This is a genomic window from Pseudomonas sp. TJI-51 (genome assembly GCF_000190455.2).
In the GTDB taxonomy this organism is placed as follows: Bacteria; Pseudomonadota; Gammaproteobacteria; order Pseudomonadales; family Pseudomonadaceae; genus Aquipseudomonas; species Aquipseudomonas juntendi.
On record NZ_AEWE02000037.1, the window covers coordinates 1 to 13,926 of the forward strand.

Consider the following 13,926-nt stretch of genomic DNA (forward strand, 5'->3'; position numbering starts at 1 on the left):
CAAACACCTGTCAGCCCTAAGGGGATCCCTGTGGGAGCTGGCTTGCCTGCGATAGGGCGCGGAGCGGCCTCAATGGCCCTTGATGACCAACGACTTGGGTCTGAACCACCATCCCTGCTGCATCCCTGCCGCCGCCAGCAGGATCAACGCCACCCCCAGCCATTGCAGCGGCGTCAAGCGGTGGTCGAAGGCCACCCAGTCGACCAGGATCGCCGCAATGGGGTAGATGAATGACAACGCCCCGGTCAACGCCGTGGGCAAGCGCTGGATGGCGCTGTACAGCAACACGTACATCAGGCCGGTGTGCACAACCCCCAACGTCAGCAAACTGGCCAGCGCCGGCATTTCACCCGGCAGGCCGCCCAGCTTGGCCCAGGGTGCCAGCAACACCACGCCGGTGCTCACCTGGACCAACGCGATCAGATGCGGCGGCGTACCGCTGAGCCGCTTGATGATCAATGCCGCGATGGCGTACAGCAGCGCCGCGCCCAGCGCCAGGGCAATGCCCAGCAGGTAGTCCTCGCCACCCCCCTGCGCGGCGCCATGGGCACTGACGATGGCCAGCATGCCGAGGAACGCCACGCTCAGCCAGCTCAGCTTGGCCAAGGTGATTTTTTCACCCAGAAACAACGCCGCCAAGCCCACCAGCATGAACGGCTGCACGTTGTACACCGCGGTACCGATGGCAATCGACGCCCGCGAATACGAGGCAAACAACAGCAACCAGTTGCCGACGATGGCCACGCCGCTGGCTATCGCCAGCAGCAGCGCCGGGCGGCTGATCACACCGGGGCGCAGAAAGCCGAACGCGGCACAGATGACCAGCAAGGTCACGGCACCGAACACGCAGCGCCAGAACACCACCTCCAGTACCGGCAGGCCGGACGCCAGCACGAACCAGCCGATGGTCCCGGAAATCAGCATGGCCGCTACCATTTCCAGCGACCCCCGGCGCAATGAATTGTCCATCCCACACCTCCTCTCGTCGATGGCAACAGTATGCAGAGGGCCCCGTGCAACCTTCCAGCCGATTAGCAAGGCAAACCCATAATTTTGCCTTTACTATCAAGGCAAATTCCGCAACCTACCCTTTGAGGTACACATGACCGACGCCATCGACCAACTGTTGATCAACGCGCTGATGGAGGACTCGCGCCGCTCGCTCAAGGCCCTGGCGCAGGTAAGTGGGCTGTCTGCCCCCAGCGTCGGCGAGCGTTTGCGCCGGCTGGAGGAACGTGGCGTGTTGCGCGGGTACACGGTCAATGTCGACCCACGTGCCTTCGGCTACCAGTTGCAAGCCATCGTGCGTATCCGCCCACTGCCCGGGCAATTGCAGGAAGTCGAGCGGCAGATCATTGCCATCCCCGAATTCACCGAGTGCGACAAGGTCACCGGCGAGGACTGCTTCATCGCCAGGCTGCATGTGCGCTCGATGGAGCAGCTGGACACCCTGCTGGACCGCATCAATGTGTTGGCCGAGACCAACACCGCAATCATCAAGAAGAGCCCGGTCAAACGGCGGTTGCCGCCGATGGGGCCAGTACAACCCTGACTGAGGGGCCGGCCAGCAGGGAAAGGGAACGGCTGACTATTATTTGTACACAAGAATGTCACCTTAAGTGCCATTTTTGTGTGCAGTTCTCCAAGCGGCGCCCCAATACGTTACACCCCCACAACAACTAATTTTGACCATTTGATCAAGTTATCCTGCAAACCAAAAAATAAACTTGTTCAAATGGTCAATTTATAACGCCTGTATTTCAGCTAGTTATCCCACACCTGACTCAATCCTGAAAAAAACACGATCAAGAACTGGATTCTATCTGGCACAGAAATGGCTTTTGTGTGCTTATGCTTTGTATACAACTTAAACAAAACATAAATACACAATAACTTGCGGCGCCGACCCATTACCGGCCGCCGCGCCTACAACCCTGTGATGCCAACGCTGCATCGACGAGATGGCGAGCCCGTGCGCATGCCCGCTCATCGCAGTCCATGTGCATCAGGAGCCCGCCGGAATGAGTAGCAGCCTCGATCTTGCCCCTGAACAATCCGTCGTCAGCACCCACCCCAATTCCACCCTTGCCGGCCAGCATCCCGAACTGGCCCTGAGCCCACGCCTGCATAACCGCGACCTTGCCCCCACGCGAAGCGAAGGCCGGCGTTGGGGTGGCTATAGCATCTTCGCGTTGTGGACCAACGATGTGCACAACATTGCCAACTATTCATTCGCCATGGGCTTGTTCGCCCTCGGCCTCGGTGGCTGGCAAATTCTGTTGTCGTTGGCCATTGGCGCCGCGCTGGTGTACTTCTTCATGAACTTGTCCGGTTACATGGGGCAAAAAACCGGGGTGCCGTTCCCGGTCATCAGCCGCATCGCCTTCGGTATCCATGGTGCACAGCTTCCGGCGCTGATCCGGGCGATCATCGCCATCGCCTGGTTCGGCATTCAGACTTACCTGGCCTCGGTCGTGCTGCGGGTACTGCTTACCGCCGTATGGCCGCACATGGCCGCCTACGACCACGACAGCATTCTTGGCCTGTCGAGCCTGGGCTGGGTGTGTTTCGTGGCGATCTGGCTGGTGCAGCTGGTGATTCTTGCCTACGGCATGGAAATGGTACGCCGCTACGAAGGCTTCGCTGGCCCGGTGATTTTGCTGACCGTGGCAGCGCTGGCGGTGTTCATGTACGCCCAGGCTGACGCGCGTATCGCCTGGTCGGTGGCCGAGCCCCTGACCGGCTACGAGATGTGGCGCAACATCTTCGCCGGCGGCGCCCTTTGGCTGGCGATCTACGGCACCCTGGTACTGAACTTCTGCGACTTCGCCCGTTCCTCGCCATGCCGCAAGACCATCCGCGTCGGCAATTTCTGGGGGCTGCCGGTGAACATCCTGGTGTTCGCGGTGATCACCGTGGTGCTTTGCGGTGCGCAATTCCAGATCAACGGGCAGGTCATCGACAGCCCCACGCAAATCGTCGCCGCCATTCCCAGCACCCCCTTCCTGGTACTGGGCTGCCTCGCGTTCCTGATCGTCACTGTGGCGGTCAATATCATGGCCAACTTCGTCGCCCCGGCCTTCGTGCTCAGCAACCTGGCGCCGCGCCACTTGAACTTCCGCCGTGCCGGGCTGATCAGCGCCACCGTGGCGGTGCTGATCCTGCCGTGGAACCTGTACAACAGCCCGCTGGTGATCGTGTACTTCCTGTCGGGGCTGGGCGCCCTGCTCGGCCCGCTGTACGGGGTGATCATGTCCGACTACTGGCTGCTGCGCAAAGGCTGCATCAACGTGCCGCAGCTGTATAGCGAAGACCCCGCCGGCGCCTACCACTACAGCAAAGGCATCAACCTGCGCGCCGTGGCCGCGTTCCTGCCGGCTGCACTGCTGGCCATCGTGCTGGCCCTGGTGCCCAATTTCCACAGTGTGGCGCCGTTTTCCTGGCTGATAGGGGCCGGCATCGCCGCCGCACTCTACCTGCTGATCGCGCCGCGCAACCGCCAGTACCACGATGTCAGCGGCGAGTGCATCGCCGTCGACCACAGCAGCCATTAATCAGGGAAGACTGCCCATGCGTATTCTGATCGCCAACGTCAACACCACCGCAGCCATCACCGAGGCCATCGCCGAACAGGCCCGTACGGTAGCCGCGCCCGGCACCGAGATCGTCGGCCTCACCCCCTGGTTCGGCGCCGAATCGGTGGAAGGCAACTTTGAAAGCTACCTGGCAGCCATAGCGGTGATGGACCGGGTACTGGCCTACGAGGGCCCCTACGACGCCGTGATCCAGGCCGGTTATGGCGAACACGGCCGCGAAGGCCTGCAGGAGCTGCTGAATGTGCCGGTGGTAGACATCACCGATGCCGCTGCCAGCACGGCAATGTACCTGGGCCATGCCTATTCGGTGGTAACGACCCTGGACCGGACCGTACCGCTGATCGAAGACCGCCTGAAGCTTTCTGGCCTGTATGACCGCTGCGCCTCGGTGCGGGCCAGCGGGCTGGCGGTACTGGAGCTGGAAGCCGACCCACAGCGTGCTGTGCAGGCGATTGTGGAGCAGGCCGAACGCGCCGTACGCGAAGACAAGGCCGAGGTGATTTGCCTGGGTTGTGGCGGCATGGCCGGGCTGGACGAGCAGATCCGCCAGCGTACCGGGGTGCCGGTGGTGGATGGCGTGAGTGCGGCGGTGACCATTGCCGAAGCGCTGGTGCGCATGGGGTTGAGTACCTCCAAGGTGCGCACCTATGCCACGCCGCGGGTGAAGAAGGTGGTGGGTTGGCCGATGCGGTTCGGCCGCTAGTCCTTAAGTTGCCAGTACCGGCCTCTTCGCGGGCACGCCCGCTCCCACAGGGCCCCCACAGCCTTCAGGCTTGTGGTTATCTTGTGGGAGCGGGCGTGCCCGCGAAGAGGCCGGCACAGGCCAACACATCACCCGGGCCAATCGCTGCACTGCCACAGCCAAGGACTAAAACCCTCATGTCGGGCAGCAGCGTGGCCAGGTCCAGCGCACGGTTGAGGCCCTGGCAGTTCAACTGGCCTAAGCCCTCGCCGGGTTTCTCGGCATGGCGCAGGAACACCAGCGTTTGGGTGCCATCCACCGGTTGCGCGCGGCTTTCGACAGCCTCCAGCGCCAGCGGCACGGCGACAGCTGTAAGCACCAGGCTCAGTAGCAGGTGACGGCGACGGCGGAAGAATGTTGGCAACTTCATCAAGGCAGGCTCGTGTGGCAGAGAAATCGGGTTACCCGCCACATCGCCCCGGCAATTGCGGGACGCCATCAGTAGTGAATGCCATCCTGGGCGTTGCAAAACGGCCGCTCAATCATCCCGCGTCAGCACTTCCAGCAACTCTATCTCGAAGGTCAGGGCCGAATTCGGCGGAATCGCCCCCACACTGCGCTCGCCATAGCCCAGGTGCGCCGGTACCAGCAGCTTGCGTTTGCCGCCCACGCGCATGCCCATCAGGCCCAGGTCCCAGCCTTTGATCACCCGGCCGGTGCCGATCACGCACTGGAACGGCTTGCCGCGCGACCAGGACGAATCGAACTCACTGCCATCGGCCAGCCAGCCGGTGTACTGGGTAGTGATCAGGGCGCCTTTGACGGCGGCTTTGCCGTCCCCCTCGACCAGTTCGATGATTTGCAGTTCTTGGCTCACGGGCATACTCCAACGCTTGAAAACAAAGCCGCCCTTTTCTCAGGAATGCACCGGTTTGGCAAGCGCGCGTGGTGTTTCGTGCTGGCGCATCGACCACAGCACACCGCCCACCACCAGCACGGGCCTTGGCTGGAAGTCCATGGCCCGTGACCGTATCAACAGCGGCCTGATCCGCCAGGTGTGCGATTTCGAGGTCCGCACCGGCCAGGCCGACTACTTGGTGCATGACCGCCAGACCCTGCCCTCGCCCGCCGCCCAGGTGTTTGCCGAGTGGCTGTCGGCGCAGGCCTGAATCAGCTGTTCTGCTCGAAGACTTCCTGGCCGGTCAGTTCCCTGGTCTGGTTGGCGAAGCAGTACCAGGCGGGTTTCTCTTCGACGAAAATCTGCATGTTGAAATCCCAGTCCTGGTCGCCATCGAGCAGGCCGACCGGTATGGCATGGAAGTCGTTGGCCTTGAGCCGGTAGTACAAGTGCGTGCCGCACTGGCCGCAAAAAGCACGCTGTGCCCAGTCGGAGGAGTCATAAACGCTGGGCGCCCGCCCCTCGATCAGCGGGGGCTTGCTGCAATCAACCACGAGCAGCGGGCCACCGGTCCACTTGCGGCACATGCTGCAATGGCAGGCGGTGATGTGGGTATCGTCGACGGTGATGATAAGCCGGGTGGCGCCGCACAGGCAGGTGCCGTGTTTTTCCAGGGCCATGGCTGGCTCCTTGAACAGGGGTTGGGCCATGTAGGAGCGGCCTTGTGTCGCGATGGGCTGCAAAGCAGCCCCCGGATTGACGCATCAACGCGAAAATCGAGGGGCCGCGTTGCGGCCCGATCGCGACACAAGGCCGCTCCTACAGGCAGACGGTGTCAGCCTGTTAAATATAGACAGTTCCGCGCAGGTACAACGCCGCCCGCCCGCTGATGATCACCCGGCCATTACCCGGTACTTCACACAGCAACTGCCCTTTGCGCGCCCCGCCCTGCTCGCACGCCAGCACTTGCTTGCCCAGCCGCTCGGCCCACAATGGCGCGAGCGAGGTATGCGCCGAACCCGTCACCGGGTCTTCGTTCACACCCACGTTGGGGCCGAACCAGCGGGTGACAAAATCAAAACCACGCCCTGCTGCAGTCACGGCAATGCCGCGCACATCGAAGGCCGACAGTGCAACGAAGTCTGGCTTCAGGGTATCGAGCAGCAATGCGTCATCGATCACCACCACATAGTCGTCACTGCGATACAGCGCCTGCGCCTGGCTCAGGCCCAGCGCTTGCAGCAGGCCCTGCGGCATGTCTTCGGCGAGTGGCTGCTTGGCCGGGAAGTCCATGGCCAACAGGCCGTCCGCACCGCGGCTGACGCGCAGTTCGCCACTGCGGGTATTGAAACGCAGCGCCTGCGCCTGCTCGCCCAGTTGCTCGAACAGTACATAGGCCGAGGCCAAGGTGGCGTGGCCGCACAGATCGACTTCCACGGCCGGGGTGAACCAACGTAGGTCGTAGGTTTCGCCATTGCGCACGAAGTAGGCGGTTTCCGACAGGTTGTTCTCTTCGGCAATGCGTTGCAGTACATCGTCCGGCAGCCAGCTTTGCAAGGGAATCACAGCTGCCGGGTTGCCGCCGAACGGCTCAGCGGAAAAGGCATCGACCTGGAAGATTTCGAGTTGCATGCACACGCTCCTTGTTGCCTGGGCGCTGCCAGGCAGATGTCTGAATAGGGTTACGGGCGTACCGGCGTCAATACCGGCTCACCGGCAAAGAACGCCTGCAGGTTGCGCAGCACCAGGGTCACCGTATCGCGCGCCGCCTCGGGTGACTGTCCGGCTACATGGGGCGTTAGCACGGTGTTGGCCAAGGCTTTCAATGCATCGGGCACAGCCGGTTCGTCGTCGAACACATCCAGCGCGGCGCCGGCCAGTTGGCCACGTTGCAGTGCGGCAACCAGGGCCTGGGTGTCGACCACGCTGGCCCGGGCGATATTCACCAGATAACCTTCGGCGCCCAGCGCCTCCAGCACCCGGGCATCGACCAGATGCCGGGTATTGGCACCACCGGGGGTGGCCACGACCAGGATATCCACGGCATCGGCCAGGTGTTGTGGGCTGTCATACCAGGTGTAGGGCACACCCTGGCGCGGGGTGCGGCTGTGGTAGCTGACGGGCATGTCGAAGCCGAGGTGGGCGCGTTTGGCGATGGCCAGGCCTACGGCGCCAAGGCCGAGAATGCCCAGGCGCTTACCGCTTACCGAAGGGCTGATCACCCGGTTCCACTCGCCGCGGCGAGTGCTGGCATCGCCGCGGGGGATGTCGCGCAGCAGAGCCAGCAGCAGGGCCAGGGTGTGGTCGGCAACGGCAGCAGCATTGGCCCCGGCGCCGTTGGTGACGGTAATGCCGCGTGCGGCGGCGGCGGCTAGGTCGACTTGTTCATAGCCGGCACCGATGACGCAGATGATCTGCAGGTTGGGCAGTGCATCGATTTCGACAGCGGTCAGGCCCAATGGGCCGCGGGTGAGCACGGCGTCGATTTGATTGGCGTGGCGCCGGATGGCATCAGCCCGCTGTTGGGGTGACGGGGCACGAATAAGGCGGTAACCGGCCTGCTCCAGCAAGGGCAGGTAATCATCGACGGTTTCCACGAGTACCAGGACTGTCTTATGCATGCCGCCTCCGTTCACGAAGGGGCATTATGCGGACTTACGCTACAGTACAGTCAATCGCTAATTATCGGTCGAACTGTACTGTACGGGCACCCCTGGCAGTGCGTGGGGCCTGGCAAGCTCGCTACTGCGCGAATGCACGCCCCAACCCACCTGGCACCCCGCTGCTGTCGGTTTCCTGCCAAGGGCCATTCGGGCTCAGCGACCAGCTCCAACCGTTGTCGAAGCGGTAGTAGGTCCGCTGCCGGTAGAACGTGTTGGGTTGTTTATCCAGCACATAGACGCCCAGTTTCGGATCCCAGTGGCTAGCACCACCCGGCGGTGGCGCGAAGCTGGCCGAGGTGCGCGGCATCGGCTTGGGAATGGCCGCCGGCTTGCCTGGCTGGGTAGAAGGCTGGCCGCCGGGCAATGGCTTGACCATCGGCCCCTGGGGCGGCACCCGCTCTATCGGCGGCTCGGGGTGCTCGTAGGGCTGCTGCGTCGTACACGCAGACAAACCCAGGGCCAGGGTAATCAGGGTCAGGCGGACGGCGCTGTGCATGGCATTGCTCTCTTACGGATCGGGGCTGTCGATGGTCAGGTGTTGGGTAGCCTGGGTCGCGCTGGACAGGGGTGCACCTTGGCCGATCCACTCACCTTGGGTCGGCTGGCCAGCACGCGACACACGTGCCATCAGTTGGACTTCGGCAAAGTCGGACAGTTTCATCTGCGGCATCATCGCGTCCGCATCAGACAACTCCACCTCGATCGGCAGCTGCGCCACTGTCACCCGCTTGGCCGCCAACGGCATCGGTGGGCCATTGCTGGCGCGGGCGAAGATGAACACCGTGTCGTCCGGCTTGACCTTGTCCCGCAACGCCGCCGCCAGTTCCACCCGCACCTTCAGGCGCGCCGCGACCGGCGAGGGTTCGTTCGCCCGCGCCGGCGAGCTGCCCAGGCGCTCGGCAGCGCGGTCGATGCCGCCTTGCAATGCCGCGCGCGATGCATCGCCCTCGGGCAACTGCGCCAGCAAACGCTGCCAGTAATCGATGGCTTGCTGGTAACGCTCGCCTTCGAAAGCGGCGATACCGCGCAGCCCCAGGCTGGTAACTTCGTTGGGGTCGCCCTTCAAGGCTTCGTCGGTGAGGGCCTGCAGCTGTGGGCTCCACTGTTTGTCAGCAGCAAAATACAGGGCTTGCGCCCACTGCCCCAGCAGCTCTGGCTGACGCCCGGCCAGGGCCACGGCACGTTCAAAAGTACGCGCAGCATCTGCCGGGCGCTGCTCGGCCATGTAGGCACGGCCGAGGAAGTACACGGCTTCGGCCGAGTCTGGCTGGGCTTGTACCACACGCTCCAGGCGCGTGGTCATTTCCTCCATCGACTTCGGCGCCTGGGCAAACTCCTGGGTCAGGGCCACCTTGTCGGCTGCGCCGAAATGCAGGTACAACCCCAACGCCAGCACCGGCACCAACACCGCGGCCAGCAGGGGGAGTGCCTTGCCCAGGTGGCCTTGGCGCGGGGCGTCAGCGCCCTCGGTGTCGGCCAGCAGCTCACGGGCGGCTTCGTCGCGGCCCTGGGCCAACTGCGCTGCGTCCAGTACCCCGGCAGCCTGCTGCGCAGCCAGTTCGGCGACCCGCTCCTGATACAGGGCCACGTTCAGGGCGGTACGGTCTTCTTCCTGTTGGCGACGACGGCCACGCAGGATCGGAATCAGCAGGAAGCTGAGGGCAGCGAGCAACAACAGGCCCGCGCTAAGCCAGAATTCAATCATGGGTCGGTTCTTTTTCCAGCAGTTTGGCGAGACGCTCGCGTTCTTCAGCAGACAATGCCTCGGTGCCTGGCGTGGCACTGCCACGGCGCCGGCGCACGATCAGCGCCAACACCACGAACCCGCCCGCCAGCAGCAGCCCTGGGCCGAACCACAGCAGCCAGGTGCGACCACTGAGCGCCGGCTTGTAGCGCACGAAATCGCCATAGCGGTCGACCATGAAGTCCACGATCTGCTGGTTGCTCTTGCCCTCGCCCAGCATGCGGAAGATCTCCCGGCGCAGGTCGGCAGCGATGGGGGCGTTGGAGTCGGCAATGTCCTGGTTCTGGCACTTCGGGCAGCGCAGTTCCTTGGTCAACGCCTGGTAACGCTGGCGCTCTGCCTCGTCGCGGAACTGGTAGGTATCGATGGCCGCCTTGGCCACGCTGGCCAGGCTCATGCCCAGCAGCACCGCTGCCAGCCAACGCCTCATGGTTTGGCCTCGTCGACCAGGCCCTGGTACAGCGGCGCCAGTTGCTCACGCCACACCGTGGCATCGACGATGCCCACATGCTTGTAGCGGATGATGCCCTTGGCATCGATCAGGAATGTTTCCGGCGCGCCGTACACCCCCAGGTCCAGGCCCAGGCTGCCCTGCTCGTCACGGATGTCCAGCTGGTAGGGGTTGTGGAAATCGGCCAGCCATTTGCGCGCTGCGGCGTTGTCGTCCTTGTAGTTGACCCCGTGAATCACCACGCCCTGCTGCGCCAGCTGGTTCAGGTACGGGTGCTCCACCTTGCACGACGGGCACCAGGTGGCCCACACGTTGACCAGTGCCGGGCGGCCGTGCAGGTCAGCCTCGGTCAGGGTACGGTCGCCCTGGGTCGAGGCCAGGGAAAACGCCGGGAACGCTTTGCCGATCATTGCCGAGGGCAGCTCGTCTGGCTTGAGGAACAGGCCCTTGTAGAGAAACACCGCCACCAGCAGGAACACTGCCAGGGGCACTACCATGATCCAACGCTTCATGCAGCTGCTCCAGACACGCCCAGGGCTTCACGCACCCGGGTCTTGACCTTGACGCGGTAGCGCCGGTCGAGGGCCGCCAGCAACCCGCCCAGGCCAGTCAACAGACCGCCCAGCCAGATCCAGCGGACATAAGGCTTGATATGCACGCGCACCGCCCAGGCGCCGTTCTCCAGCGGCTCGCCGAGGGCCACGTACAGGTCGCGGGTGAAGCCGGCATCGATGCCGGCTTCGGTCATCATCGACTGCTGCACGGTGTACAGGCGTTTTTCCGGGTGCAGGGTGGTCACAGCCCGGCCATCGCGGCTGACCACGATCGTGCCTTTGTCGGAGATGAAGTTGGGCCCTTCGAAGTGCTTGGCACCTTCGAACAGGAAGTGGTAGCCACCCAACTCGACGCTCTCGCCCGGCGCCATGCGCAGGTCGCGTTCGGCGCTGTTGTTGCTCGACAACACCACGCCCAGCGCGCACACCGCCAGGCCCAGGTGCGCCAGCTGCATGCCCCAGTAACTGCGGCCCAGCCCCGGCAGGCCCTTGACCAGCCCCTTGTGGCGCGTCTTGTCGAGGATGTCACGCAGCCCGCCGAGCACCACCCAGGCAGCCAGGGCGAAGGCAGTCAGCGTCGGCCAGTCGAAGTCATCGACGATCAGGCCGGCCAGCGGTGCAAGGATGGCGCTGCCCACCAGCACCGGGCTCATCATGCTCACCAGCCATTTGCCCGGGGTGTCCTTCCAGCGCACCACCACGCCAATGCTCAACACCACCATCAGCAGCGCCATCAACGGCAGGAACAACGCATTGAAATACGGTGGGCCCACCGACAACTTGGCCCCGGTAAGGGCATCGAGCACCAGGGGGTAAAGGGTGCCGAGCAGGATCATGGATGCCGCCACCACCAGCACCAGGTTGTTGGCCAGCAGCAGTGTTTCCCGCGACCACAGGGCAAAGCCCACCTGGCTTTTGACTACCGGCGCGCGCAGGGCGAACAAGGTCAGCGACCCCCCGACCACGAACAGTAGGAAGATCAGAATGAAAATGCCCCGCGACGGGTCTGCGGCAAACGCGTGCACCGAGGTCAGCACGCCGGAACGCACCAGGAAGGTGCCCAGCAGGCTCAGCGAGAACGCGGCAATCGCCAGGAGCACGGTCCAGCTCTTGAACACCCCGCGCTTTTCGGTCACCGCCAGCGAGTGGATCAGCGCAGTGCCCACCAGCCAGGGCATGAACGAGGCGTTTTCCACCGGGTCCCAGAACCACCAGCCACCCCAGCCCAGTTCATAGTAGGCCCACCATGAGCCCAAGGTAATGCCCACCCCCAGAAACGCCCAGGCGACGATGGTCCATGGCCGCGACCAGCGCGCCCAGGCGGCATCCAGGCGGCCACCGAGCAAGGCGGCGATGGCGAAGGCAAAGGCCACCGAGAAGCCCACGTAGCCCATGTACAGCATGGGCGGGTGCACGATCAGGCCGAAGTCCTGCAGCAGCGGGTTGAGGTCGCGGCCGTCGGTCGGCACCTGCGGCAGCATACGCTGGAACGGGTTGGAGGTGATGATCAGAAAGCTCAGGAAACCTACGCTGATCATGCCCATCACTGCCAGCACGCGGGCCAGCATCACCTGCGGCAACTGCCGCGAGAACACCGACACGGCAAAGGTCCAGCCACCGAGAATCAGCGCCCACAACAACAAAGAGCCTTCGTGGGCGCCCCACACGGCGCTGAACTTATAGTACCACGGCAAGGCGCTGTTGGAGTTGCTGGCCACGTAGGCCACCGAAAAGTTGTCGGTCATGAAGGCGTGGGTCAGGCAGGCGAAGGCGAACGCAAGGAACGCGAACTGCCCCCAGGCCGCAGGCCGTGCCAGGCTCATCCACAGACTGTCGCCGCGCCAGGCGCCAAGCAGCGGCACGCTGGCCTGCACGGCTGCAAAGCAGATGGCCAGGATCATCGCCAGCTGGCCCAGTTCAGGTATCACCAGTGCGGCGTTCATGGCTTGCTCCCCCCGCCAGCGGCTGCCTGGCCGCTTTCCTTGAGGGCCTTGGTAACCTCGGGCGGCATGTATTTCTCGTCATGCTTGGCCAGCACTTCATCGGCTACCACCACGCCCTGGTCATTGAGCTTGCCCAGGGCGACGATGCCCTGCCCTTCGCGGAACAGGTCGGGCAGAATGCCGCGGTAGGTGATCGGCACCGATTTGTTGAAATCGGTGACCACGAAGCGTACGTCCAGCGAGTCGGACGAGCGTTGCACCGAGCCTTTCTCGACCATGCCGCCCGCGCGGATACGGGTGTCCAGCGGCGCTTCGCCATTGGCAATTTGAGTGGGGGTATAGAACAGGTTGATGTTCTGCTGCAGTGCGCTCAAGGCAAAGCCGACGGCAACCCCGACGCCGACCAACAGGCCGGCGATGAGCAACAGGCGTTTCTTGCGCTGCGGATTCACTGGTTGTTCTCCCGGCGCAAACGGCGCGCCTCTTCTTGCAGGTAGCGACGGCGAGCCAGCAGCGGCGCGGCGACATTCAGCGCCAGCACCACCAGGCAGATGCCATAGGCCGACCACACGTACAGGCCGTGGTGGCCCATGGCAAGGAATTCGCCGAAGGTGGCAAAGCTCATGGTGCGGCCCTCCGCCCAAGGCTGTTCAAGACTTCGTCCTTGACCCAACTGGCGCGCGCCTCGCGCTTTAGCACTTCCAGGCGCATGCGCAGCAGCAGCACAGCGCCGAAGAAGCAGTAGAAACCCAGCGCCGTGCACAGCAGCGGCAGCCACATTTCTGCCGGCATCGCCGGTTTTTCGGTGAGGGTGAAGGTGGCGCCCTGATGCAGCGTGTTCCACCACTCCACCGAGTACTTGATGATCGGGATGTTCACCACGCCGACGATCGCCAGCACCGCACAGGCTTTGGCTGCGCTGTCACGATTACTGATCGCCTGGCCCAGCGCAATAATGCCGAAGTACAGGAACAGCAGGATAAGCATGGACGTAAGTCGGGCATCCCACACCCACCAACTGCCCCAGGTCGGCTTGCCCCAGATGGCACCGGTGACCAGCGCCATCGCGGTCATCCAGGCGCCGATCGGGGCGGCACATTGCAGGGCGACATCGGCCAGCTTCATCTTCCACACCAGCCCCACCACCCCGGCCACGGCCAGCAGCACATAGCAGGACTGCGCCAGCATCGCCGCCGGCACGTGGATATAGATGATGCGGAAGCTGTTGCCTTGCTGGTAGTCCTGGGGGGCGAAGGCCAGGCCCCAGGTGATGCCGACCAGCAGCAGAAGCACGGCGGCAGTGGCCAGCCATGGCAGCATGCGGCCGCTGATGGCATAGAACCATTTCGGGGAGCCCAGCTTGTGGAACCACGTCCAGCTTATTTTCATCAGGGT

Annotated in this window: 17 protein-coding genes and 1 pseudogene; 4 read left to right on the forward strand and 14 right to left on the reverse strand. The window is 63.7% G+C overall.

Annotated elements, in window-relative coordinates:
* Positions 1–69 precede the first annotated feature (69 nt).
* Positions 70–969 carry a DMT family transporter gene (locus tag G1E_RS08490; RefSeq protein ID WP_009681950.1) on the reverse strand — a complete coding sequence of 300 codons (900 nt, stop codon included), beginning with the start codon at positions 967–969 and terminating at the stop codon, positions 70–72.
* A gap of 133 nt (positions 970–1,102) precedes the next feature.
* Between G1E_RS08490 and G1E_RS08495 the strand changes: the two genes are divergently transcribed.
* From G1E_RS08495 to G1E_RS08505, 3 genes are all read left to right on the forward strand, one after another.
* Positions 1,103–1,552 carry an Lrp/AsnC family transcriptional regulator gene (locus tag G1E_RS08495; protein WP_009681949.1) on the forward strand — a complete coding sequence of 150 codons (450 nt, stop codon included), beginning with the start codon at positions 1,103–1,105 and terminating at the stop codon, positions 1,550–1,552.
* Between the two features lie 469 nt (positions 1,553–2,021).
* A complete protein-coding gene (locus G1E_RS08500) occupies positions 2,022–3,554 on the forward strand; it encodes an NCS1 family nucleobase:cation symporter-1 (protein WP_009681948.1) in 1,533 nt (510 codons plus the stop codon).
* A gap of 16 nt (positions 3,555–3,570) precedes the next feature.
* Positions 3,571–4,299: an aspartate/glutamate racemase family protein gene (locus G1E_RS08505; RefSeq protein WP_009681947.1), complete on the forward strand. Its 729-nt coding sequence runs from the start codon at positions 3,571–3,573 to the stop codon at positions 4,297–4,299.
* Positions 4,300–4,477: 178 nt separating this feature from the next.
* Here the strand turns inward: G1E_RS08505 and G1E_RS08510 are convergent.
* Positions 4,478–4,708 (reverse strand): annotated as a pseudogene (locus G1E_RS08510) (histidine phosphatase family protein); the annotation flags it as partial.
* Between the two features lie 108 nt (positions 4,709–4,816).
* Entirely contained in the window at positions 4,817–5,155 is a 339-nt protein-coding gene (locus tag G1E_RS08515) for an FKBP-type peptidyl-prolyl cis-trans isomerase (RefSeq protein ID WP_009681945.1), read from the reverse strand.
* A gap of 55 nt (positions 5,156–5,210) precedes the next feature.
* Between G1E_RS08515 and G1E_RS08520 the strand changes: the two genes are divergently transcribed.
* Positions 5,211–5,447, forward strand: a complete 237-nt coding sequence (locus G1E_RS08520; RefSeq protein WP_009681944.1) for a LysR family transcriptional regulator — start codon at positions 5,211–5,213, stop codon at positions 5,445–5,447.
* 1 nt (position 5,448) lies between these two features.
* Here G1E_RS08520 and G1E_RS08525 read toward each other — a convergent pair whose 3' ends face one another.
* From G1E_RS08525 to G1E_RS08575, 11 genes are all read right to left on the reverse strand, one after another.
* On the reverse strand, positions 5,449–5,856 hold the full coding sequence (locus G1E_RS08525) for a GFA family protein (RefSeq protein WP_029885663.1): 408 nt from the start codon (positions 5,854–5,856) through the stop codon (positions 5,449–5,451).
* Between the two features lie 163 nt (positions 5,857–6,019).
* Positions 6,020–6,808: a PhzF family phenazine biosynthesis protein gene (locus tag G1E_RS08530; RefSeq protein WP_009681942.1), complete on the reverse strand. Its 789-nt coding sequence runs from the start codon at positions 6,806–6,808 to the stop codon at positions 6,020–6,022.
* Positions 6,809–6,858: 50 nt separating this feature from the next.
* Positions 6,859–7,797 carry a 2-hydroxyacid dehydrogenase gene (locus G1E_RS08535; RefSeq protein WP_009681941.1) on the reverse strand — a complete coding sequence of 313 codons (939 nt, stop codon included), beginning with the start codon at positions 7,795–7,797 and terminating at the stop codon, positions 6,859–6,861.
* Between the two features lie 121 nt (positions 7,798–7,918).
* On the reverse strand, positions 7,919–8,335 hold the full coding sequence (locus G1E_RS08540; protein WP_009681940.1) for a hypothetical protein: 417 nt from the start codon (positions 8,333–8,335) through the stop codon (positions 7,919–7,921).
* 12 nt (positions 8,336–8,347) lie between these two features.
* Positions 8,348–9,544, reverse strand: a complete 1,197-nt coding sequence (ccmI, locus tag G1E_RS08545) for a c-type cytochrome biogenesis protein CcmI (protein ID WP_029885662.1) — start codon at positions 9,542–9,544, stop codon at positions 8,348–8,350.
* Positions 9,537–10,013: a cytochrome c-type biogenesis protein gene (locus G1E_RS08550; RefSeq protein WP_009681937.1), complete on the reverse strand. Its 477-nt coding sequence runs from the start codon at positions 10,011–10,013 to the stop codon at positions 9,537–9,539. Before G1E_RS08550 ends, ccmI begins: the two co-directional genes overlap by 8 nt.
* A complete protein-coding gene (locus G1E_RS08555; RefSeq protein WP_009681936.1) occupies positions 10,010–10,546 on the reverse strand; it encodes a DsbE family thiol:disulfide interchange protein in 537 nt (178 codons plus the stop codon). Before G1E_RS08555 ends, G1E_RS08550 begins: the two co-directional genes overlap by 4 nt.
* Positions 10,543–12,516, reverse strand: a complete 1,974-nt coding sequence (locus tag G1E_RS08560) for a heme lyase CcmF/NrfE family subunit (protein WP_172828403.1) — start codon at positions 12,514–12,516, stop codon at positions 10,543–10,545. The genes G1E_RS08555 and G1E_RS08560 overlap by 4 nt, the downstream gene beginning before the upstream one ends.
* 11 nt (positions 12,517–12,527) lie before the next feature.
* Complete coding sequence (ccmE, locus tag G1E_RS08565) at positions 12,528–12,983, reverse strand: cytochrome c maturation protein CcmE (protein WP_009681934.1); 456 nt, start codon at positions 12,981–12,983, stop codon at positions 12,528–12,530.
* A complete protein-coding gene (ccmD, locus tag G1E_RS08570; RefSeq protein WP_009681933.1) occupies positions 12,980–13,156 on the reverse strand; it encodes a heme exporter protein CcmD in 177 nt (58 codons plus the stop codon). Before ccmD ends, ccmE begins: the two co-directional genes overlap by 4 nt.
* Complete coding sequence (locus G1E_RS08575) at positions 13,153–13,920, reverse strand: heme ABC transporter permease (protein ID WP_009681932.1); 768 nt, start codon at positions 13,918–13,920, stop codon at positions 13,153–13,155. The genes ccmD and G1E_RS08575 overlap by 4 nt, the downstream gene beginning before the upstream one ends.
* Positions 13,921–13,926: the final 6 nt, after the last annotated feature.